The sequence below is a fragment of the Actinomycetospora aurantiaca genome, from assembly GCF_037401875.1.
Taxonomy (GTDB): Bacteria; Actinomycetota; Actinomycetes; order Mycobacteriales; family Pseudonocardiaceae; genus Actinomycetospora; species Actinomycetospora aurantiaca.
Genome location: NZ_JBBEGN010000002.1, coordinates 284,057 through 305,135, shown reverse-complemented (window position 1 = coordinate 305,135; position 21,079 = coordinate 284,057). Strand labels below are relative to the sequence as shown.

At 75.8% G+C, this 21,079-nt stretch carries 25 protein-coding genes; 11 read left to right on the top strand and 14 right to left on the bottom strand.

Features of this window, described 5'->3' with window-relative positions:
* Positions 1-65: 65 nt before the first annotated feature.
* Both WCD74_RS06075 and napA read right to left on the bottom strand, forming a co-directional pair.
* Positions 66-779 (bottom strand): LytR C-terminal domain-containing protein, encoded by a 714-nt coding sequence (locus WCD74_RS06075; RefSeq protein ID WP_337693937.1) that lies wholly within the window; start codon positions 777-779, stop codon positions 66-68.
* Between the two features lie 48 nt (positions 780-827).
* Positions 828-1,148: a nucleoid-associated protein NapA gene (napA, locus tag WCD74_RS06070; RefSeq protein ID WP_373696037.1), complete on the bottom strand. Its 321-nt coding sequence runs from the start codon at positions 1,146-1,148 to the stop codon at positions 828-830.
* A 169-nt stretch (positions 1,149-1,317) separates the two neighbouring features.
* Between napA and WCD74_RS06065 the strand changes: the two genes are divergently transcribed.
* The 3 genes from WCD74_RS06065 to thiD (WCD74_RS06055) all read left to right on the top strand — a co-directional run bounded on the left by WCD74_RS06065 (position 1,318) and on the right by thiD (WCD74_RS06055) (position 3,962).
* The gene (locus WCD74_RS06065; RefSeq protein WP_337693936.1) at positions 1,318-1,905 is read left to right on the top strand and encodes a peptide deformylase; all 588 of its coding nucleotides are present in this window, start codon (positions 1,318-1,320) and stop codon (positions 1,903-1,905) included.
* A gap of 142 nt (positions 1,906-2,047) precedes the next feature.
* The gene (locus WCD74_RS06060; RefSeq protein WP_337693935.1) at positions 2,048-2,983 is read left to right on the top strand and encodes a S1C family serine protease; all 936 of its coding nucleotides are present in this window, start codon (positions 2,048-2,050) and stop codon (positions 2,981-2,983) included.
* Between the two features lie 148 nt (positions 2,984-3,131).
* Positions 3,132-3,962, top strand: a complete 831-nt coding sequence (thiD, locus tag WCD74_RS06055) for a bifunctional hydroxymethylpyrimidine kinase/phosphomethylpyrimidine kinase (protein ID WP_337693934.1) — start codon at positions 3,132-3,134, stop codon at positions 3,960-3,962.
* On the opposite strand, the gene WCD74_RS06050 is transcribed toward thiD (WCD74_RS06055), so the two are convergent.
* Together WCD74_RS06050 and WCD74_RS06045 are read right to left on the bottom strand one after the other, a co-directional pair.
* A complete protein-coding gene (locus tag WCD74_RS06050) occupies positions 3,959-4,345 on the bottom strand; it encodes a type II toxin-antitoxin system VapC family toxin (protein WP_337693933.1) in 387 nt (128 codons plus the stop codon). The genes thiD (WCD74_RS06055) and WCD74_RS06050 overlap by 4 nt on opposite strands.
* Positions 4,329-4,592, bottom strand: coding sequence for a type II toxin-antitoxin system Phd/YefM family antitoxin (locus tag WCD74_RS06045; RefSeq protein WP_337693932.1), 264 nt, complete (start codon positions 4,590-4,592; stop codon positions 4,329-4,331). The genes WCD74_RS06050 and WCD74_RS06045 overlap by 17 nt, the downstream gene beginning before the upstream one ends.
* Before the next feature lie 58 nt (positions 4,593-4,650).
* Here WCD74_RS06045 and thiD (WCD74_RS06040) point away from each other — a divergent pair, with 58 nt between their 5' ends.
* Entirely contained in the window at positions 4,651-5,490 is an 840-nt protein-coding gene (gene thiD, locus WCD74_RS06040; protein WP_337693931.1) for a bifunctional hydroxymethylpyrimidine kinase/phosphomethylpyrimidine kinase, read from the top strand.
* Between the two features lie 46 nt (positions 5,491-5,536).
* Complete coding sequence (locus tag WCD74_RS06035; RefSeq protein ID WP_337693930.1) at positions 5,537-8,593, top strand: ATP-binding protein; 3,057 nt, start codon at positions 5,537-5,539, stop codon at positions 8,591-8,593.
* Position 8,594: 1 nt separating this feature from the next.
* On the opposite strand, the gene WCD74_RS06030 is transcribed toward WCD74_RS06035, so the two are convergent.
* The 3 genes from WCD74_RS06030 to WCD74_RS06020 form a co-directional block, all read right to left on the bottom strand.
* Entirely contained in the window at positions 8,595-9,254 is a 660-nt protein-coding gene (locus tag WCD74_RS06030) for a hemerythrin domain-containing protein (protein ID WP_337693929.1), read from the bottom strand.
* 93 nt (positions 9,255-9,347) lie between these two features.
* Positions 9,348-9,854: a hypothetical protein gene (locus tag WCD74_RS06025; RefSeq protein WP_337693928.1), complete on the bottom strand. Its 507-nt coding sequence runs from the start codon at positions 9,852-9,854 to the stop codon at positions 9,348-9,350.
* 27 nt (positions 9,855-9,881) lie between these two features.
* Positions 9,882-10,853 carry a D-2-hydroxyacid dehydrogenase family protein gene (locus WCD74_RS06020; RefSeq protein WP_337693927.1) on the bottom strand — a complete coding sequence of 324 codons (972 nt, stop codon included), beginning with the start codon at positions 10,851-10,853 and terminating at the stop codon, positions 9,882-9,884.
* Between the two features lie 41 nt (positions 10,854-10,894).
* Here WCD74_RS06020 and WCD74_RS06015 point away from each other — a divergent pair, with 41 nt between their 5' ends.
* The 4 genes from WCD74_RS06015 to WCD74_RS06000 all read left to right on the top strand — a co-directional run bounded on the left by WCD74_RS06015 (position 10,895) and on the right by WCD74_RS06000 (position 14,256).
* A complete protein-coding gene (locus WCD74_RS06015; protein WP_337693926.1) occupies positions 10,895-11,572 on the top strand; it encodes a hypothetical protein in 678 nt (225 codons plus the stop codon).
* A gap of 134 nt (positions 11,573-11,706) precedes the next feature.
* A complete protein-coding gene (locus WCD74_RS06010) occupies positions 11,707-12,987 on the top strand; it encodes a cytochrome P450 (protein WP_373696042.1) in 1,281 nt (426 codons plus the stop codon).
* A 73-nt stretch (positions 12,988-13,060) separates the two neighbouring features.
* Positions 13,061-13,498 carry an SRPBCC family protein gene (locus tag WCD74_RS06005; RefSeq protein ID WP_337693924.1) on the top strand — a complete coding sequence of 146 codons (438 nt, stop codon included), beginning with the start codon at positions 13,061-13,063 and terminating at the stop codon, positions 13,496-13,498.
* Between the two features lie 2 nt (positions 13,499-13,500).
* Positions 13,501-14,256 (top strand): alpha/beta fold hydrolase, encoded by a 756-nt coding sequence (locus WCD74_RS06000; protein ID WP_337693923.1) that lies wholly within the window; start codon positions 13,501-13,503, stop codon positions 14,254-14,256.
* Positions 14,257-14,302: 46 nt separating this feature from the next.
* On the opposite strand, the gene WCD74_RS05995 is transcribed toward WCD74_RS06000, so the two are convergent.
* The 3 genes from WCD74_RS05995 to thiO are packed head-to-tail and all read right to left on the bottom strand — an operon-like array spanning position 14,303 to position 16,377.
* On the bottom strand, positions 14,303-15,058 hold the full coding sequence (locus WCD74_RS05995; RefSeq protein ID WP_337693922.1) for a thiazole synthase: 756 nt from the start codon (positions 15,056-15,058) through the stop codon (positions 14,303-14,305).
* Positions 15,059-15,064: 6 nt separating this feature from the next.
* A complete protein-coding gene (gene thiS / locus WCD74_RS05990) occupies positions 15,065-15,265 on the bottom strand; it encodes a sulfur carrier protein ThiS (RefSeq protein ID WP_337693921.1) in 201 nt (66 codons plus the stop codon).
* Positions 15,262-16,377 (bottom strand): glycine oxidase ThiO, encoded by a 1,116-nt coding sequence (gene thiO / locus WCD74_RS05985; protein WP_337693920.1) that lies wholly within the window; start codon positions 16,375-16,377, stop codon positions 15,262-15,264. Before thiO ends, thiS begins: the two co-directional genes overlap by 4 nt.
* A gap of 133 nt (positions 16,378-16,510) precedes the next feature.
* Between thiO and thiE the strand changes: the two genes are divergently transcribed.
* Positions 16,511-17,146, top strand: a complete 636-nt coding sequence (gene thiE / locus WCD74_RS05980; RefSeq protein ID WP_337693919.1) for a thiamine phosphate synthase — start codon at positions 16,511-16,513, stop codon at positions 17,144-17,146.
* Positions 17,147-17,149: 3 nt separating this feature from the next.
* Here the strand turns inward: thiE and WCD74_RS05975 are convergent, their stop codons facing one another.
* On the bottom strand, positions 17,150-18,349 hold the full coding sequence (locus WCD74_RS05975) for a hypothetical protein (RefSeq protein WP_337693918.1): 1,200 nt from the start codon (positions 18,347-18,349) through the stop codon (positions 17,150-17,152).
* Positions 18,350-18,555: 206 nt separating this feature from the next.
* Between WCD74_RS05975 and WCD74_RS05970 the strand changes: the two genes are divergently transcribed.
* Positions 18,556-19,317, top strand: a complete 762-nt coding sequence (locus WCD74_RS05970) for an SGNH/GDSL hydrolase family protein (protein ID WP_337693917.1) — start codon at positions 18,556-18,558, stop codon at positions 19,315-19,317.
* A 6-nt stretch (positions 19,318-19,323) separates the two neighbouring features.
* On the opposite strand, the gene WCD74_RS05965 is transcribed toward WCD74_RS05970, so the two are convergent.
* The 3 genes from WCD74_RS05965 to WCD74_RS05955 all read right to left on the bottom strand — a co-directional run bounded on the left by WCD74_RS05965 (position 19,324) and on the right by WCD74_RS05955 (position 21,050).
* On the bottom strand, positions 19,324-19,905 hold the full coding sequence (locus WCD74_RS05965) for a hypothetical protein (protein ID WP_337693916.1): 582 nt from the start codon (positions 19,903-19,905) through the stop codon (positions 19,324-19,326).
* Positions 19,902-20,063 carry a hypothetical protein gene (locus WCD74_RS05960; protein ID WP_337693915.1) on the bottom strand — a complete coding sequence of 54 codons (162 nt, stop codon included), beginning with the start codon at positions 20,061-20,063 and terminating at the stop codon, positions 19,902-19,904. Before WCD74_RS05960 ends, WCD74_RS05965 begins: the two co-directional genes overlap by 4 nt.
* 78 nt (positions 20,064-20,141) lie before the next feature.
* A complete protein-coding gene (locus WCD74_RS05955; RefSeq protein ID WP_337693914.1) occupies positions 20,142-21,050 on the bottom strand; it encodes an alpha/beta fold hydrolase in 909 nt (302 codons plus the stop codon).
* Positions 21,051-21,079: the final 29 nt, after the last annotated feature.

Genomic DNA, 21,079 nt, shown 5'->3' with positions numbered 1-21,079 from the left:
CCGTTGCTGTCACCTGACGTCAGGACGGCGCCACTCGCACATCCGCGGGTGGCGCATCCCGGGCGTCAGCCGCCCTTCGCGGCCGTCTGGCTCCAGTTGTTCGTCGCGATGACGATGACGCCGGGCGAGGCGCCCTGGATGCCGGGGAAGCGGGGCTCGGCGCGGATGCCGAACGACGAGGCGAGGGCTTCCGCCGCACCCTGCTCCCCGCTGCCGGGGCGGTAGTAGACGGTGCTGACCGGGATGACGCCCTGGGCGTAGTTGCCGGTCTCGACGACGTCGAAGCCGCGACCGCGGATCTGGCCCGCGGCGGTGTCGGCCAGGCCCTGGATCGTCGAGTTGTTGTAGACGCGGACCGGGACGCCGCCGTAGGACGCCCCGCCTCCGCCACCCGAGCCCGAGCCACCGCCCGGGACGATCGGCGGCGCCGCCGCTACCGGCGGGAGCGCCCCGACGACCGGAGGAGCCGCACCGGGCGTCGGCTGACCGGGCGGCACGGGACCGCCGGGCAGACCGGGCTGGCCGGCGCCGGGCTGTCCCGGCTGGCCGGCGCCGGGCTGGCCGGGCTGACCGGCACCGGGCTCTCCCGGCTGGCCGGGCTGTCCCTCGGTGCCCGGCGCCGGAGCGCTCGCGGGCGGCGGGGACGCGGCCGGTGCGCTCGAGGTCCCCTGGCCGCCGAGGCTGATCAGGCCCACGACCGCGGCGATGGCGGCCACGCCGAGCAGCGCGACCCCCGCGATGCGCAAGCGGGAGGCGCCGGACGCCCCGGGACCCGTCATGACCCTGCTCCCCTTCCGGCGACGACCGTTCGAGGGATCAGGAGACCACTAGCCGGGCTCCACACCGAGCCGACGCGCCGCACGGGCGCGTTGTCGTGTCTGACGCAGGCGGCGGAGCCGCTTGACGAGCATCGGGTCGGCGGCGTGGGCCTCCGGCCGGTCGACGAGCGCGTTCAGTACCTGGTAGTAGCGGGTCGCCGACATGTCGAACAGCTCGCGGATCGCCTGTTCCTTGGCGCCGGCGTACTTCCACCACTGCCGCTCGAACGCGAGGATCTCCCGGTCGCGGCGCGTCAGGCCGTCGTCGGGTGCCGAGGCGTGCCGACCGGCGGAGGGGGCCGGGTCGGTCATCGCTGCAGGTGCGTCCATCACGCTCCTCGGAGTCGTCCCATCGGCCCCCTCGGGAGCCGCCACGCGGAATGACACGGGTGTCATTCGCGTGCCCTCCATTCAACCACGCCCCTCCGACAACACCCTGGCGACGCACGCCGTCACCAGCTCCCACCAGCGCCGGAGCCGCCGATTACGCTGCCCCGCCGTGACCGTCCGCCCGATCGTCGTCACCGGCGAGCCCGTGCTGCACGCCCCGACGACCCCGTTCGCCGACGACGAGTTCGGCACCGACGAGCTCCGCACCCTCGTCGCGGACCTGTTCGAGACGATGGACGCCGCGCACGGCGTGGGTCTCGCGGCGAACCAGGTCGGCGTCGGCCGGCGGGTGTTCGTCTACGACTGCCCGGATCCCGAGCTCGACGGCGAGCGCCGCCGCGGCGTCGTCGTGAACCCCGTCCTGGAGACCGGGCCGGTCCCGGAGACGATGCCCGACGAGGACGACGACGCGGAGGGCTGCCTGTCGGTGCCCGGCGAGTCCTTCCCCACCGGGCGGGCCGAGTGGGCGCGGGTGACCGGCCGGGACGTCGAGGGCGACCCCGTGGCCGTGGAGGGCGTCGGCTTCTTCGCCCGCTGCCTGCAGCACGAGACCGACCACCTCGACGGGTTCGTCTACACCGACCGGCTGATCGGGCGGAACAAGCGCGCCGCGAAGCGGGCGGTCCGGGCGAACGGCTGGGGCGTCCCGGGGATCACGTGGATGCCGGGCGTGGACCCGGACCCGTTCGGCCACTGACGCGTTCCGCCCTCCCCGTGTCGTGAATGCGGCCATGCTGACACTGGACGACAGCATGGCCGCACTGCTGACGCCCCGGGGGGACGTCCGCCCACGACGAACACGGCCGCCGGAACACGTGCAACGGTGTAAGCACGGTGGGGTGGACGAGCTCGACTCCTACTCCCGCACCGTGGTGACCGTCGCCGAGACGCTCGGCCCCGCCGTCGCCGCGCTCGCCGTCGGCGACCCGGAGCGCCCGCGCGGCGCCGGCAGCGCGGTCGTGATCGCCGATCCTGCCGACGGCGCCGGCACCGTCCTGGTGACGAACGCGCACGTCGTGGACCGCGCCCGTAGCGGCCGCGCCACGTTCGCCGACGGCAGCCACGCCGACGTCCGCGTCCTCGGCGCCGACCCCCTGTCCGACCTCGCCGTCCTCGCCGTGCACCCCGACGCCCGGACCCCCGCCCCGGTGACCCTCGGGGACGCGGCCGGGCTGCGGGTCGGGCAGCTGGTGGTGGCGGTCGGGAACCCGTTCGGCCTCGCGGGCAGCGTCACCGCCGGGGTCGTCAGCGGTCTGGGCCGCAGCCTGCCGACGCAGGACGGCCGCGTCGTCGAGGACGTCATCCAGACCGACGCCGCGCTCAACCCCGGCAACTCCGGGGGCGCGCTCGCGGACGCGCAGGGGCGGGTCGTCGGGATCAACACGGCGGTCGCGGGCGTCGGGCTGGGCCTCGCGGTGCCGTGGAACGCCACGACCCGCGCCATCGTGACGAGCCTGCGCCGCGACGGCCGGGTGCGGCGGGGCTACCTCGGCGTGGTCGGTGCCCCGGCGCCGCTGCCGGTCGACGTGGCGCTGCGCCTCGGGCGCCGTCAGGGGCTGCGGGTGGCGGAGGTCGTGCGCGACAGCCCGGCCGCCCGCGCGGGTCTGCGCACCGGGGACCTCATCGTCGACGCCGACCACGAGCCGGTCAGCCAGGCCCGGGACCTGCAGCGGCGCCTCTTCGCGGACGCGATCGGGCGGACCCTGCCGGTCACGGTGCTGCGCGGCGAGGCGATGGTCGACGTGCTCGCGGTGCCGGCCGAGCTCACGGGCTGAGCGGTTGCCCGACCCCGCCCGGCGTGGCACGGTCGGCGACCGAGAGACGCGGGAGCTCGCGCCGGAGGCGGGCTGAGAGGGCGGCCGGGAGACGGCGCCGCCGACCGCCCGAACCTGACCGGGTCATGCCGGCGTAGGGAGTCCGCCCGTGAGCACGAGCCCGCCCGTCGCCCTGTCCATCGCCGGCACCGACTCCGGCGGCGGGGCCGGGATGACGGCGGACGTGCGCGCCTTCGCCGCCTGCGGGGTGCACGGGTCGGTCGCCGTCACGGCCGTGACGGTGCAGGACTCGCTGGGCGTCAGCGGGTTCCACCCGGTCCCGCCGGACGTCGTGGCGGCCCAGATCCGCACGGTCGCCGGCGACATGGGCGTGGACGCGGCCAAGACCGGGATGCTCGCGTCGACGGAGATCATCGAGGCGGTCGTGGGGGCCTGCGACGAGGTCGGGATCGGCTCCGGCCGCATCCCCTTCGTCGTCGACCCGGTGGCCGCCTCGATGCACGGGTCGCCGCTGCTCGCCGACGACGCCCTCGACGCCGTCCGCACCCTGCTGCTCCCCCGCGCGACCCTCGTGACGCCGAACCTCGACGAGATCGCCCTGCTCGTCGACGTCAAGGTGGTCGACGACGCCTCCGCCCGCGAGGCCGCCACGGCGCTGCACGCGCTCGGCGCACGGGCCGTCCTGGTCAAGGGCGGGCACCTGGAGGCGGTCTCGGGCCGCCGTCAGGAACAGTGCGTCGACCTGCTGTCGGTCGACGGGGACCTCCACGAGTTCCGGTCGCCCCGCCTGGACCGCCCCCACACGCACGGCGGCGGCGACTCCCTGGCGTCGGCGGTCACGGCGGGGCTCGCCCGCGGGATGTCGCTGGTGGACGCCGTGGCGCTGGGGAAGCGGTACATCACGAAGGCCGTGGAGCACTCCTACCCGCTGGGCGCCGGGCACGGCCCGGTGTCGTCGCTGTGGGCCGCCGCTCTCTAGCGGGTCGCGTCCACGACGAAGGGGAGATCGAGGCCGAGCAGGACCCGATCCGCCGTCAGGAGGGTGAGCCCGAGTGCGCGCGCCTGGGCGACGAGAAGACGGTCGAACGGGTCATGACGACGGAGGGCGTCCGGCAGCGTCCGGACTCCCTCCGCCTGCTCCGCACTGACGGGGAGCATGGTCAGGCCCTGAGCCGTCAGAGCGTCGACGAGATTCTCCGGCAGATCGAGCCTGCCGAGCATGTGCTTGATCGACAGCTCCCACACCGACGACGCGGACACGTGGACGGCAGCGGCGTCGGCGATCCTGCCGCGGGCCTCGCGTCCCAGTCGCGGATGATCATCGAGGAACCAGAGTGCGGTGTGGCTATCGAGCAGGAGCATCGCCGTCGGACCCTCCGGCCCCGTAGAACATGTCCTCGATCTCGGGGTCGGGCCAGTCGAACGCGGCGTCGTCGTAGCGGATCTGGCCCTTGAGCCCGCCGAACACGACCGGCGTCCGATGGTGCGGCACGAGCTCGGCAATGGGCTCGCCGGCCTTCGAGATGATGACGCGCTCCCCCGCGGCCACCTGCTCGAGCAGGCGGGACAGGTGCGTCTTCGCCTCGTGGATGTTGACGTTGACGGTCATCGCCACCTCCTGCTTAGTCCACTTAGTCTACCTCGGGCGGCCGTGGCATCCTCCGAGCATGGCCGAGACCCCGCCCCGCGCGCTGACGATCGGCGGCTCCGACTCCGGGGGTGCCGCCGGGATCGAGGCCGACCTGCGGGCGATGACGGCGTGCGGGGTGCACGGCTGCGTCGCGATGACGGCCGTGACGGTGCAGAACTCGCTGGGCGTCTCCGGCGTGCACCTGGTGCCGCCGGAGACGGTCGCGGCGCAGGTCCGGGCGGTGGTCTCGGACATCGGCGTGGGCGCCGCCAAGACCGGGATGCTCGCGACGGCGGGGATCATCGAGGCGGTCGCGGGGGTCGTCGACGAGGTGGGGATCGGCCGGGAGGGCACCCCGTTCGTGCTCGACCCGGTCGCCGCCTTGATGTACGGCGAGCCGCTGCTGGCCGACGACGCCATGGAGGCCATCCGCACGCTGCTCTTCCCGCGCGCCGCCCTGGCCACCCCGAACCTCGACGAGATCCGGCTGCTCGCGGGGATCACCGTGACCGACCGCGACACCGCCTGGAAGGCCGCGGACGCCCTGCACGACCTCGGCGCCCGCTGGGCCCTCGTCAAGGGCGGGCACCTGCACGGGTCGCCCGAGGTGACCGACCTCTTGTCCGACGGGACCGAGACCTGGGAGTTCACCGGTCCGCGCATCGACACCCCGCACGTCCACGGAGCCGGCGACGCCCTCGCGAGCGCCACGTGCGCCGCGCTCGCCCGCGGGCTGGCCATGCCCGACGCCGTCGCCTACGCCGAGCGCTACATCCGCCGGGCGGTCGCCGCGTCCTACCCGCTGGGCGCCGGCACCGGGCCGGTCTCGCCGCTGTGGGCGATCGCGGAGTGGGACTCCGTCCCAGGTGAGCACTAAGTGGGCGTATGGGCCCACTTACTGCTCACGTGCGAAGCTCATCGGTGTGCTCGAGGTCCGGCTGCTCGGCCCGCTGGCCGCGTCGCTGGACGGCCGCCCGGTCGACCTCGGCTCCGCGCAGCGCCGGGCCCTGGTCGCGCGGCTCGCGGTCGCGGAGGGCGAGGTCGTCGGCACCGACCGGCTCGTCGACGACCTCTGGGCCGGGGAACCCCCGCCCCGTGCCCTCGCCGGGCTGCAGGCCCACGTCTCGCACCTGCGGCGCGTCCTCGAACCGCACCGGGCGCCGCGCACCCCCGCCACCGTGCTGGTCTCCGCCGCCGGCGGCTACGCCCTGCACGCCGACCTCGACGTCGTCCGGGTCCGCGAGCTCCGGCGGTCCGGCTCGGTCGCCGACCTGCGCAGCGCCCTGGCCCTGTGCACGGGGACGCCGCTCGTGGAGTTCGCCGACGCGGCGTGGGCCGCCGCGGAGATCGAGCGCCTGACCGAGCTGCGCCGCTCCGTCGTCGAGACCCTGGCCGCCCTCGAACCCGATCCGGCCGCCGTCGTGGACCTGCTCACGCCCCACGTCCGTGACGAGCCGCTGCGCGAGGAGCCGGTCCGGCTGCTGGCCCGCGCGCTCTACCGGTCCGGACGCCAGGCCGACGCGCTGGCCGCCCTCGGCGCACTGCGTCACCGGCTCGCCGACGAGCTCGGGCTCGACCCCTCGCCCGCGACGGCGGAGCTGGAGACGGCGATCCTGCGCCACGACGTCAGCCGTGGCCCATCCCTGACACCCGACGTCAGCAGTGGGCCACCGCTGACGCCCCGTCCCGACGACGGGGCCGGCCTGCTCGGGCGCGACCGCGAGACCGGCCGGCTGCTCGCGGTGGCCGACGCGGTCGGCGCCGGGCCGGGCCGGTTCGCGCTCGTCACCGGGGAGGCGGGCGCGGGCAAGTCGGTGCTCGCCGAGCACCTGGTCGAGGTCCTCGCCGGACGCGGCTGGCACACGGTGCGCGGCCGGTGCCCGGAGGTCGACGGTGCGCCCGCCGCCTGGGCGTGGACCGAGGTGGTCGGCGGGCTCGGACGTGCGAGTGGCGCCGTCCTGACGTCAGATGCCAGCAACGGTCCATCGCTGACGGCCACGTCCGGCACCTTCCACGCCGGCCAGACCCTCCTGGGCGCGATCACCGCGGCTCGGCGTTCCCTGCTCGTCGTGCTCGACGACCTCCACCGCGGCGACGAGGAGACGTGGCGCCTGCTGCGCGTGGTCGCGGCGGCCCAGGTCGAGCGGGTGCTGATCGTCGGCACGGCCCGCCCGGACGAGATCCCCGACGAGCTGGTCGCCACCCTCGCCGCGCTGGCCGCCGTCACCGCCGAGCGGGTCGAGCTGACCGGGCTCGACCCGGACGCCGTCGCCGGGCTGGTCGCGGCCGAGCACCTCGAGATCGACGGCGGGACCGCCCGGGCGATCGCGGCCCGCACGGGCGGCAACCCCCTCTTCGTGCGCGAGGTCGCCCGGCTGGCCAGGACGGTCGGGCTGGACGCGGCGGGCAGCACCGTGCCGGCCGGGGTGCGGGACGTGCTGTCGCGGCGCGCGGCCCAGCTCCCCGCCGTCACGCTCTCCACCCTGCGCCGCGCGGCGGTGCTCGGCCGCGACGTGGACGTGTCGGTGCTCGTCGCGCTCGAGGGCGACGACGAGGACCGGGTGCTCGCCGCGTGCGAGGCCGGGGTGGTGACGGGGCTGCTCGTCGAGTCCGGCGCGGACGCGGTCCGGTTCGCCCACGACCTCGTCCGCGAGACCCTCTACGACGAGCTCCCCCGGCTGCGCCGCACGCGCGTGCACGCCGAGGTGCTCGGCGTCCTGGAGACCCTCCACCCGCACGACCACGCCGCGCTCGCCCGCCACGCCCTCGCCGCCGGGCCGGTCGCGGGACTCGACCGCGTGCTCGACCACGTCGACCGCGCGGCCGCGCAGGCTCGCCGGGAGCGGGTGCCGCGCACCGCGGCCGACCTGCTCGCGGGCGCCCTGGGCCTGGTCACCGACCCGCACCGCCGCCTGCGGCTCCGCTGTGCGCTCGCCTCCGCGCACTCGAACGCCGGAGCGGGGTCACCCGCCGTCCGCGAACGCTCGGCCGCGCTCGCCGAGGCCCGGGCGCTCGGCGACCGGGCGGGCCTCCTCGCCGCCGCCACGTGCGTCGACGGACCCGTGACGTTCGCCCTCGCCGAGAACGGCGCGCTGGACGGCCCGCTGATCGACGCGGTCGGCCTGCTCCTGGACGCCGGGCCGGACCAGTCCGACCGGGCGCGGCTCCTCGCGGCCCGCGCGTTCGCCTGGCACCCGCGCGAACCAGAGCGGTCCGCCGCGGACGCCGACGAGGCCCTCGCCACGGTCCCGGACGACCCCGAGCTGCTCTGCCTCGTCCTGAACGCCCGGTTCTGGTCGTTGCTGCGCCCGGACCGGTGGGCGGAGCTCGACGCGCTGGGCAGCGAGCTGCTCGCCGTCGCCGACCGGGCGGGGTCGCTGGGCCACCGGGTCGTCGGGCACCACGCGCGCTTCCTGCACGCCTGCTACCGCGAGGACTTCGCCGCCGCGCGGGCCCATGCCGACACCGCGCTCGCCGAGGCGCCGGACGGACAGCTCGCGGCCACCGTCGGCTGGACGACGATCTTCCGGGCGCTCGAGGCCACCCTCGACGGACGCCACGACGACGCCGAGCGGCTCTACCTCGGCTTCGGCGAGGCGATGACCGCCCGGGGCCTGGCGAACGCCGGGGTGCTCACCCTGGTCGGGCTCGTCGGGGTCCGGCACGCGCAGGGACGGCTCGGCGACCTCGTCGACCTGCTGGCCGGCGAGTACGCCGCGCGCGGCGACGTCGTCGCGGAGCCGTACGCCGCCGCCCTGATCGGCGCCGGGCGCCCCGGGGACGCCCGGCGGGTGTGGCGCCCGGAGCAGCCGATCAGCCGGGACTGGTGGTGGCTGCTCTGGACGGCGCTCCGGGCCGACACCGCGCAGCACCTCGGCGACGCCGACGTGCTGGCGGCCTGCCGTCGCGACCTCGAGCCCTGGCGCGGGCACCTCGCCGGCGCCATGAGCGGGACGGCCACGTTGGTGCTCCGCGTCTGAGTCACCAGCCCAGCAGCGTCTTCTCCCGCCGGTAGCGCGGCAGCAGGAGCTTCATGACGAGCAGCAGCGGCTTCGGGGCGGACGCGGTCATCGTCGCGAACTCCTCGTCGGTCGCGACGTCGACGATCCGCGGGAGGGCGTAGCGGATGCCGGCGCCGCCGCGCTGGGCCGCCTTCTCGACGACCTGCCAGTCGGCCAGGGGCACGTGCCGGCGGATGATCGGGAAGAGGTCGCGCTCCTCCTCGCCGATGTGCTCGTCGAGGAGGTCGGCGAGGTGGGTGAGCCGCTCGGCGAGCACGTCCACGCGCCCGCCCGAGGCCGCCACCGCGAAGCCGGCCCGGATGTCGTCGAGCACCGGGTCCAGCGCGGCGTGGTCGTCGGAGAGCGGGCCCAGGTCCACCTCGGCGCCGGCGTGGCGCTCCAGCACCGGCCACAGCACGTCGTCCTCGGTGGCGTGGTGGTGGTGGATGTCGCGGCACAGACCCTCGATCCACGCGCCGAACACCCGCCGTCGTCGGCCGCTGAGCGGGTCGGAGCCGTCGGCCCAGGCCGCGGCGAGGCCGGCGAGCCGGCGGGCGTCGCGCCGCATGATCCGGTGGGCGATCCGGATGCCGAGCAGGTCGGTGTCGGTGGTCGGGGCGAGGGCGGTGGTGGCGGTCATGACGGGGTCTCCTCTTCACGGGTGGTGACGACGACGAGCCTGGCTGGGCCGACTTGGTGACGACTTGGCGGCGGACTTGGCAGACCTGGTCACTCAGCCGAACAGAGCGCGATCGGCCCGGCGGGCGCGCCAGCCGCGGGGCGCTTCCCGACCACGGGTCGACTCGGGTCGGCACGAGGCGGCCAGCGCGTCGAGGAGTCCGCCGAGCCGCTCGAGCCGCCGGAAGTCGGCCGGGGTGGCGAGGGCGAGGGGGCGCGAGCGGAGGGCGTGCAGGGCCAGGCCGGCCGCGGCCCGCAGGTCCTCGACGAGCCGGACGTCGCCGGTCAGGGATGCGGCGTCGTCGCCGAGCCGCCGGAGCCGGGCGTCGAGCAGGTCCGGCCGGCGCAGGGTCGCGGTGCCGTGGTGCAGGCCGCGGACCAGGTCGGCGAGCCGGACCGCGTCGTCGTGCAGCGCGTGGTGAGCGGGCGTGGGGGTGGACGGGGGCGCCGTGACCGTGGCGACCTGCTGACGTCCGACGTCAGCGGTGGGCCACGGCTGGCGGACGAGCCGCCCCACCGGGACCCGTCGTCGGGAAGGAGCGGGGAGGAGTGCTGCGGTCATGGGCCCGACGATCGCCGGGCCCACTTGTCAGCGACTTGCGCGCTCCGGCCCCGCGATGTGGCGCGGGACGTCGCGTCCGGCCGCGAACTCCTCGATGTCGGCGAGCGCGTCCGCGTACATCGCCTGGTACGTCGCGGCGGTGACATAGCCCAGGTGCGGCGTCAGCACGGTGCGGGGCGCGGACCGCCAGGGAGAGTCGACCGGGAGCGGCTCGGTGCCGAAGACGTCCAGCCCGGCTCCGCCGATGCGCCCCTCCTGCAGGGCCTCGAGCAGCGCGTCCTCGTCCACGATCGGGCCGCGCGAGGTGTTGATCAGGACGGCGTTCTCCGTCATCAGGTCCAGCTCGGCCCGCCCGATGAGGCCGCGACTGCCGCGGGAGAGCTTCATGTGGATCGTGACGACGTCCGCCGTCGCGAAGAGCTCCTCCTTCGACACCGGCGTCACGCCGACCGCCCGGGCGTCGTCCGGGTCGAGGTGGCGGCTCCACGCGACGACGTCCATCCCGAACGCCTGCCCGATCGCCGCCACCGGCTTCCCGATCCCGCCGAGCCCGACGACGCCGAGCCGCCGGCCCTTCAGATCGCGGCCCAGCGTGCGCTGCCACCCGCCGTCGCGAACGCGCTTCTCCTCCTCGGGCAGGTGCCGGACGACCGCGAGGATCAGGGCCCAGGTCATCTCGACGGTCGGCGCGTTGTCGTCGACGCCGCCGGTGCCCGCGACCGTGATGCCGTGCTCCGCGGCCGCGTCCATGTCGATCGCGGCGTTGGCCGGCCCCGTCGTCACGAGCAGGCGCAGGTTCGGCAGCCGGCCGAGCACGTCCGCGGGGAACGCCGTGCGCTCCCGCATCACGACGAGCACGTCGAACGGCTCCAGGGCGGCCACGACGTCGTCGGGCCCGCCGAGGTGGTCGGTGAAGGTGGTGATCTCCGCGTCCAGGCGGTCCCACTCCGCGATCGTCCGGGCGACCCGCTGGTAGTCGTCGAGCAGCGCGACCTTCATGGTCCGCGTATGCCCTGCGGCGGAGGGGCACACACTCCGACGTGAGCCTCCAGCCCCCGCGCACCGCCCTGCTGCTCTACGCCGAGCGACCCGGACGACGGATGGTGCAGGTGCTGGCCGACCTGTGCGTGGTGGTGTGGGCGGTCCTCGTGGTCTCGGCCGCGGTCGCCCTGCACGACGTCGTCCTCACCCTCCAGGCGCCCGGGCGCGGCCTGACCGACGCCGGCGACCGGGTGCGCGGGGTGTTCACCGGGGCCGCCGACGCCGCGGGCGGGGTGCCCTTCGTGGGCGACCGTCTCGCGGGGGCCTTCTCCCCCGGGGTCGACGCCGGGTCCTCCCTGGCCGACGCGGGCCGGGCGCAGGTCGAGGCGGTCGCGGCGATCGCGACGGGACTCGCGTGGCTCGTCGTCGTGGTGGCGGCCCTCCCGGTGGTGACGACGTGGTTCTGGCTGCGGCTGCGGTGGGTGCTGCGGGCGCGGCACGCCGCAGCCGCCCGCGCGCTCGACGTCGACCTGCTCGCGTTGCGGGCGCTGACGCACGGCGCTCCGGGGCGGGTCCGGCGGGCGGTCGGCCCGACCGGGGACGCCGCCGGCGCCTGGCGGCGGGGCGACCCGCACGTGCTGCTCCGGTTGGCGGACGTCGAGTTGGCGCGGATGGGGCTACGGGGCGCCACCGCGGTCACCACATCCGGCGAATCGGTCATCCGAGGAGACCGGTGACACGACGGATCTCACCTGTGTGAGACCCCGCCACGTCCTACCCTCACCCCCGACTGCCAGGCCGGATCGGTCCGTACGGGAAGGTAGGGGGCGTGGTCACCGTGGGCAGGACGGGAGCGGCCGTCGCGCGCGGCGTGAACGCACTGCGCGGCAAGGCGACCGGATTCGTCGCCCGCCACTACCTCGCGTGGCGCTCCCGCCGCGGGCTCGACCCCATGTCGCTGATCCCGGACTACGCGCTCATGCCGCTGCGCCGCGACGGCCTCGACCCGGTGCCCGCGCTGCGCGAGGCCCGGGAGGACCACCCGGTCCGCGACTTCCCGCTGCCGTTCGGGGTCAAGGCGTGGCTCGTGACGGGGCACGAGGAGGCGCGCGAGGTCCTCGGGCGCACGAAGGGCCTGTCGAACGACTTCAACCACCTCATCGGCCGGGCCGGGATCGCCAGCGGCCAGAACCCGGGCGGCCTGGGCTTCACCGACCCGCCCGAGCACACCCGGCTGCGCCGCCTGCTCACCCCGGAGTTCACCGGACGACGGCTCTCCCGGCTGGGCCCGCGGATCGCCGAGATCGTCGACGGCCGGCTCGACGCCATGGCGGAGATGGCCGAGCGCGGCGAGGAGGTGGACCTGGTCCGCGACTTCGCGACCCCGATCCCCTCGCTGACCATCTGCGAGCTCCTCGGCATCCCCTACGACGAGCGCGACGAGTTCCAGGCTCTCTCCACGGCCCGGTTCGACCTGCTCGCCGGCGCCACAGCCGCCTTCGACAAGATCTCCGAGTCGCTGGTGTACCTGCGCGGCGTGGTCGAGCGCCAGCGCGCCGAGCCGGGCGAGGGCCTGCTCGGGATGCTGATCCGCGAGCACGGGGACGAGCTGGACACCGACGAGCTGGCCGAGCTCGCCGACGGGCTGCTCACCGGCGGGCTCGAGACCTCCGCGTCCATGCTGGCGCTCGGGTCGGTGATCCTGCTGCGCGACGCCGACGTCGCCGCGATGGTGCGCGACGAGCCGGACTCGGTGCACGGGTTCGTCGAGGAGCTGCTGCGCTACCTGACCGTCGTGCAGATCGCGTTCCCCCGCTTCGCCACCGAGGACATGACGATCGGCGGGGTCGACATCGCCGAGGGCGACGGGCTGCTCGTCTCGCTCTCCGCCGCGGACCGCGATCCCCGGCTCACGCCGGACCCGGAGGTGTTCGACCCGCGCCGCCCGCCGTCGCCGCACCTGGCCTTCGGGCACGGCATCCACCGCTGCATCGGCGCGGAGCTGGCCCGCATGGAGCTGCGCACCGCCTACCCGGCCCTGCTGCGGCGCTTCCCGGCGCTGACGATGGCGGTCGACGAGCGCACCCTGCCGCTGCGCGGGACGTCGATCGTGTACGGCGTGGACGCGCTGCCGGTGACGCTGGGGTCGTAGCCCGGGATGTCAGCAGTGCGGCCATGCTGACACTGGACGTCACATTCGCCGCAACGTCACTACGCTCCCGGCCGTGACCCCACGCCAGGTGAGCCGCGACATCGTCATCGACGCCCCGCCGTCGGCCGTGTTCGACGTCCTGGCGAACCCCCGCGAGCACGGGCGCTTCGACGGGTCCGGCACCGTCCGGTCGGCCATCAAGGGCCCGGAACGCCTGTCCCTGGGCGACTCGTTCGGGATGAGCATGAAGATCGGCGTGCCCTACACGATCAGCAACACCGTCGTGGAGTTCGAGGAGGACCGCCGGATCGCCTGGCGTCACGTCGGCCACCACCGCTGGCGCTACGAGCTGACTCCCGTGGACGGCGGCACCCAGGTCACCGAGACCTTCGACTGGTCGACCTCCCGCGCGCCCCTCGTCCTCGAGCTGCTGCGCTACCCCGTCGTCAACACCCGCGCCATCGAGCGGACCCTCCCCCGGCTCAAGGCCTACCTGGAAGGGCGTTCCTGACGATGCCGTACGCGCCCCTGGACCCGCTGGAGCTCTACTTCGAGGAGCACGGGGCCGGCGGCACGCCGCTGCTGCTCGTGCCGGGCGGGCACCTCACGATCGAGCTGAACTTCGCGGACGTCCTGCCGGAGCTGGCTTCCCGACGGCGGGTCGTGGCGGTCGAGCAGCAGGGTCACGGCCGCACGGCCGACGTCGACCGCGAGCCGACCATCTCCGCGCTCGCCGGCGACCTGCTCGGGCTGCTCGACCACCTCGGCCTCGACCGGGTCGACGTGTGCGGCTTCTCGCTCGGCGCGATGGCGGCCATGGAGCTGGCGGTGCGGTACCCGGAGCGGGTGGACCGGCTGGTGTTCGCGGGCGGGACGGTGCGCGCCGGCGGCTACCACGCCGAGATCACCGACCCGGAGCGCTGGGCCACCTCGACCCGCATGCCGACGGAGGACGACTTCGCCGCCATGGCGCGCGAGCACGAGCGCCTCGCCCCGCCCGGGGCGGCGGGCATGGAGGCGGTCGGCGCGAAGCTCGGACCCGTCATCGAGGGCTTCACCGGCTGGTCCGACGACGAGCTGGCCCGGGTCACGGCCCGGACGCTCGTGCTGATCGGCGACCACGACTTCGTGACGGTGGAGCACGCCGAGCTCACCCGCGACCTGCTGCCCGAGGCCACCCTCGCCATCGTCCCGAACGCCACGCACAACGGGTTGATGCACCGGGCGTCCGTAGTGGTGCCGCTCGTGGAGGACCACCTGGCGCGCTGACGTTGCGGCGGATGTGACGTTCAGTGTCAGCATGGCCGCAGTGCTGTCACCGGGACGGTGACGACGCCTGCGCCCAGTACCGCCGTGGGATGCGCCCGGCACCCAGGGCGAGCCGGCCCGACTCGACGGCCAGGCGCATCGCGGTCGCCATCGCCTCCGGGTCGGACGCCCGGGTGACCGCCGTGGCCAACAGGACGGCGTCGCAGCCCAGCTCCATCGCCTGCGCCGCCTCGGAGGCCGTCCCGATCCCGGCGTCGAGCACCACCGGGACCGACGCCGCCGCCACGATCATCTCGATGTTGTGCGGGTTGCGGATGCCGAGCCCCGTCCCGATCGGCGAGCCCAGCGGCATCACCGCCGCGCACCCGGCGTCGGCCAGCTTCGCCGCCAGGACCGGGTCGTCGTTGGTGTAGGGCAGCACGGTGAAGCCGTCGTCGACGAGCTGCTCGGCGGCGTCGAGGAGCTCGATCGGGTCGGGCAGCAGCGTGCGGTCGTCGGCGATCACCTCGAGCTTGACGAGGTCGGTCTCCAGCGCCTCGCGCGCGAGCCGGGCGGTCAGCACGGCCTCCGCGGCGGTGTGGCAGCCCGCGGTGTTCGGCAGCGCCTCGATCCCCAGCCGACGCAGCAGCTCCAGCACGCCCGGTCCGCCGCCCGCGTCCAGCCGGCGCATGGCGACCGTGGTCAACGCCGTCCCGGACGCCACCAGCGCCCGCTCCAGCACCGACAGGTTCGCCGCGCCCCCGGTCCCCATGATCAGCCGGGAGCCGATCTCGCGGCCCCCGATCACCAGCGGGTCACCCATGGCCGATCAACCTCCCTGCACCGCGGTCAGCACCTCGAGCACCGCGCCCTCGCGCAGCGACGTCGACGCCCACGACGCCCGCGGCACGACCTCGCCCGACACCGCCACGGCCACCCCGCGCTCGGGGACGCCGTGGACGGCGAGCACGTCGGCCAGGGTCGCGTCCGGCCCGACCTCCGTCACGATCCCGTTCACCAGCACGGTCACGTTGCCACCTCCACGAGCGTGCGGATGTCGTCCGGCACCGGATGACCGGAGAGCACCCCGGCCATCACGTCGGCGGTCAGCGCGGTCAGCAGGATGCCGTTGCGCCCGTGCCCGAAGCACGCCACCAGCGACGAGGGCGCTCCCGGTACCGGTCCGAACACCGGCAGGTTGTCCGCGGTCCCGGGCCGGAACGACGCGGCGGTCTCCTCGAGGGCGTAGTCGCCGATCCCGGGCAGCACGCGCTCGGCGTCGGCGAGCAGGTCGCGCACGCCCGCCACGGTCACGTCGTCGTCGAACCCGACCTCGTACTGCGTCGCGCCCAGCACCAGCCGTCCGTCGTCGCGGGGCACCGCGTACACCGACCGGCCGGAGACGGCGGCCCGCACCGTGTGCGCGGGCGGCGGCAGGGACCCCGACCGGGCCCGCAGCCGCAGGATCTCCCCCTTCACCGGCCGCACGAGGTCGGCCAGTGCGGGGTGCAGCGCCGCCGACCACGCGCCCGCGGCCACCACCACGCGATCGGCCGGGAGCACCCCGGACGCCAGCTCGACGCCCTCGTCGACGACCGCGTGCACGGCCTCCGCGCGCTCGACGACCCCCGCCTGCCGCGCGGCCTCCCGCAGCGCGGCGAGCAGCATCCGGTTGTCGACGGCGAGGTCGTCCGGCACGGCGATCCCGGCCCGCACCGCCGGCCCCAACGCGGGTTCCCGACGACGGGTCTCGCGGCCGGTCAGGCGCTCGGCGTCGCGGCCCCACGCGCGCAGGTGCTCGACGACCCGGTCGAGGTCCTCGCGGTCCGCGGCGTCGACGACCACCCCGAGCGTGCCCTCGGTGCGCAGCCCGACCCGCCGTCCGGACGCCTCCTCGACGGCCGCGGCGAAGGCCGGCCACCGGGCCAGCGAGGCGGCGCCGAGGTCGAGCACCTCCCGCTCACCGGGCCACGCCTCGGTGATCGGCGCGAGCATCCCGCCGGCGACCCACGACGCCCCGGACCCCGGCGCCGGGTCGACCAGGACGACCTCGGTCGCCGCGTGGTCGCGGGCCGCGACCCAGGCCGCCGTCGTCCCGGCCACGCCGGCCCCGACGACCACGATGCGCTCGCCCAGCTCCACTGACGCTCCCTCCCTGCGCCGGCATGACCCGGATCAGGTTCGGCGGTCGGGACCTCGTGGGGCCCCCTCTCAGCCCGGCTCGTCCGGGCTCCCGCGGTTGCCCCGCCAGCCTACGCGCTAGCGTCCGGACCCGATGGACACGCGCGAACGCCTGGCGGACGCCCGCCTCTACCTCTGCACCGACTCCCGCCGCGAGCAGGGCGACCTCGCCGCGTTCGCCGACGCGGCGCTGCGCGGCGGGGTGGACGTCATCCAGCTGCGGGAGAAGGGGATGGAGGCGCGGGACGAGCTGGCGGCGCTCGAGATCCTGCGCGAGGCCGCCCACCGCCACGGAGCCCTGTTCGCCGTGAACGACCGGGCCGACGTCGCCCTGGCCGCCGGCGCCGACGTGCTGCACCTGGGCCAGGACGACCTGCCCGTCGACGTCGCCCGCCGCATCCTCGGGGACGACGTGGTCATCGGACGGTCCACGCACGACGAGGCCCAGGCCCGGGCCGGCGCCGTCGAGCCCGGCGTGGACTACTTCTGCACCGGCCCGTGCTGGCCGACCCCGACCAAGCCCGGCCGCCCCGCACCGGGGCTGGACCTGGTCCGTGCGACGGCCGGAGAGGAGCCGGACCGCCCGTGGTTCGCGATCGGCGGCATCGACCACGACCGGCTGCCCGAGGTCCTCGACGCCGGGGCGACGCGGGTGGTGGTCGTCCGCGCGATCACCGCCGCGGCGGACCCGGAGGCCGCCGCCCGGTCGTTGGCCGACGCCCTCCGGTAGCGGTCAGTTCCCGGTCCCGCCGCCGTCGCCGGGGCGCGGCAGCAGGCTCTGCAGCGGGTTCTGCTGCTGCGGCGCCCGCGAGGTGGTGGTCGACGGGGCGCGGGTGGTCGACGAGGGGGCCTGCGTGCCCTCCTCGTTGCCCGTGCCCTCCTCGGACGACGTCGTCGCCGGGGCGTCGGTGTCCTGGGTGTCCTGGTCGCCGGTCGACTCCGTGGTCGCGGGGGCCGCGGTGTCCTGGCCGAACAGCGAGCCCACGGAGGTCCCGGACGACCCGCCGGAGAGCGGGTGGCCGGTCGCCGACTCGACCGCGAAGCTCGCCAGCAGCCCGATCGCGAAGATGCTGGCCGCGACGCCGCCCAGGGTCGCCCAGGTCTTCCAGCCGAACCGGCGCCGCTTCGGCTGGTCGGCCGCCGGGGCCAGCTGCGTCGGGTCGTCGCCGGGACCGTGCATGAGGTGGGTCGTCGGCTGCCCGCCGGGGGGCGAGAACGGGCCGGTCATCCCCATCCGCTGCGTCGGCCGGGCCGCCGGGCGGCCGTCCGGGCCGAGCGGCGGCACGGCCTGCGTGGGCAGGCCGCCGTCGGGCGTGCGGGAGTTCGGGATCCGCCGCGTGGGGTCGGCGGGCTCGGGCACCGGGCGGCCGGACGCGTCCAGCCGCGTCGCCACGGTGCGCCCGCCCGCGCGCAGCTGCTGCGGCTGGGCCGGCACCACCGTGCCGTCGGGCAGCCGCCGGGTCGGGGCGCCGGGCGCCACGGGAGCGCCGAACGGCGGCGACATCGGCGCACCGCCCTGCTGCGGGGGCACGCCGGGCCGGCCGGGGGCGCCGGGGACGGGTGCTCCGGGCATGCCCGGTCGCGGGGCGCCGGGGCCGGGCCGGGCCTGGGGGCTGCCGACCTCGCCGGTGACCCGCGCCACCGCGTTCGCGACCTTCGGCCCGGCGGCCTGGTTGACCACCAGCCGCGACTTCACCGCGTCGCGGGTGCGCTCCAGCGACCGCTGGTAGAGCGCCGTGCCCACGGTGGAGATCACCGACGCGACCGCCGCACCGCCGATCGTGCCCACCACCCCGAGGAAGGACCCCAGGATGGCCGCCGTCGCGGCGGCGAGGGCGCCGCCCACGATCTGCGGGATCGTCAGGCCGGTCGCCGAGGGCTTCTCCTCCGGCGACGGGTCGGTCGCGGTCGTTCTCGAGGTCGCGTCGGGCATGGCTCCCAGTGCTCGCGGTCCGTCGGGCTCGTCGGGCTGGACGGCCCCTCGAGGCCACCCACGTCGCAGGACGTCTCCACGATGCCAGCGTGGCCCCGTGGTGAGGACGTTCACCCTCGCGCGTGCGCCCGGCGGATCGCCAGACCAGCCGACTGGGCCGGACGGGTCACAGCGACACGGCCGGACCGGCGCGGGATGATCCGGCCATGTCCTGGAGCACCTTCGTCGCCCTGGGCGACAGCTTCACCGAGGGCGTCGGCGACGTCGACCCGAGCACGGGCACCGAACGCGGCTGGGCCGACCGCGTCGCCGAGCACCTCGCCCGCGCGAACCCGGGCCTGCGCTACGCGAACCTCGCCGTGCGGGGCCAGCTGCTCGACCAGATCGTCCACGACCAGCTCGGACCCGCCGTCGCGATGGCCCCCGACCTGGTCAGCATCTGCGCCGCGGGCAACGACCTGCTGCGCCCCTCCTCCCGCCCGGCCGACCTGGCCGCCCGCCTCGACGCCGCCGTCGCGGAGCTCTGCGGCACCGGCGCGGACGTGCTGGTCTTCACCGGGTTCGACACGCGCTCGACCCCGGTGGTCGACCTCGTCGGGCGCCGGCTCGCGACGATGAACGAGCACATCCGGGAGATCGCCGCCCGGCGCGGCGCGAAGCTCGTCGACCTCTGGACCATGGACACGCTCGCCGATCCCCGTGCCCGCGCCGACGACCGGCTGCACCTCAACGCCGAGGGGCACCGCCGGGTCGCGGTCCGGGTCTGCGAGGTGCTCGGGGTGTCCACCGGCGAGGACTGGCGCGACCCGTGGCCGCCGCTCGCCCCGACGCCGTGGGTGCGGCGTCGCGAGGAGGACCTGCGGTGGGTGCGCGGGCACCTCGTGCCCTGGGTGGGACGACGGCTCCAGGGCCGCTCGACCGGCGACGGCCGCCCTCCGAAGCGGCCCGAGCCGGCACCGGTGCGCTGAGCCGCGTCACCAGCTCCGGCCGACGAGGTCCTCGACGGCGTCGGCGAACCGGGCGTGGGCGGTGTGGTCACCGGCCCGGCGGCCGGCCAGCCCCCGCACCGCCTCCTCGGCGACCGCCCCGGCGAGCCGGTCGTCCGGGAAGTACCCGTCCGCGGACGACCCCGGCGCGACGACGACGGGCACCCGGTAGTGCTGCTTCAGCCGGCGCGCCCCGCCCGACCCGAGGGTCCGAGAGCCGGACCGCGTCTCGGGCAGCAGGAAGAGCAGCAGCGGGTAGGCGAACTGTGCCCGGACACCGTGCGCGTGCTCGACCACACGCCCCCACAGGGCCGTACACCCCACGACCCGGCCGGCACCCGCCGACTCGCGGTACAGGCGCGGCAGCTCGTCCATGGCGTACAACCCGCACCGGCACCGCAGCGAGGGCGGCGGGGCACATCCGCGGTGGCAGGTCGCCGTCATCGACCGACGGGGCGGCCAGAACACCGGACGCACCGGCGAGACGAGCAACGGCCCGTCCGGCGTCTCCACCAGGTTCCACACCCGCCAGGCGGCGACCGGCTCCGCGAGGTCCGGGACCGAGGTCACACCCGGGCCGGCGACGGAGCACCGGGGTCGTCGGGCCTCCGGGCCACGACGGGCCCGGGCCCGGGCACCCGGACGTCGGGCCCGTCGGACCTCGGCATGTCCGCCGGGTCGCCGTCGGGCAGGGGGCTCACGACGGGCTCGACGAGGAGCTCACGCACGGGGCGGTCGATGTTCACGACAGGCCTTCCCGCCACTCGAATGGTCTAGTGACGACGCTACCCCGGACGTGAGCGGGCTCACCATCCGCCGCTCGGCCCATTCCCGCGACGGTCGGCGTTCGCCCGGGTCCGGGCCGCGAAGCGATCCCAGAGGGGCGCGGGCAGGTCGTGGCCGAGTCCGGGCACGACCTCGAGATGGGCGTCGGGGACGGCCCGCGCGATCGCGCGGGCGGCGCTCGGACGGACGACCGGGTCGCGGTCGCCGTGGAGCACCAGGGTCGGCACTCGCATCTCGCGCAGGCGAGGGCCGCGCCAGGGGGCCCGGAGCATGCGGGACTGGGCCTGGCCGTCGCGCACGCCCTCGACCGGGACGGCGGAGAGGGCCTCGCGGACACCGTGCTCGTCGAACGGGTAGACCGGCGAGGCGCAGAGACGGGCGACCGCGACGGCGGTCTCCAGGTCGCCCTCCGGGGTGGCCGGGAAGTCCAGCGCGGCGGTACGGCGGACGAAGCCCGGGTGCAGGTGGCGCAGCCCGGAGAGGCGTCCGGCGTCACTCGGCATCGCGCTCATCGAGGTGACGCTCACGACGCGGTGCGGGTGCCGCAGGGCGACGCGTTGCGCGACCAGCCCGCCGAAGGACGTCCCGAAGACCGAGGCGCGGTCCCAGCCCAGGGCGTCCAGTACGGCCACGGCGTCGTCGGTGAGGTCCTCGGCCGTGTACGCCGGCTCCCCACCGCCGAGCAGCGCCCGCCAGGGGGCGGGCCGGGGCGCGCCGGTGAAGCGGGTGGAGGCACCGACGTCGCGCGGGTCGTAGGTCGCCACGCGGAACCCGACCTCGGTGAGGGCGTCGAGGAACCCGGCCGGGTAGGCGAGGCGCCCGCCGCCGAGGCCGGCGACGACCAGGAGCGGCCATCCGGCGGGGCCGCCGTGGTCGAGGTAGGCGAGGTCGACGTCACCGTGGTGCGCGACCTGCAGCGGAGGTGACACGACCGCTCCTTTCGCGTCCTTCGTTCGCG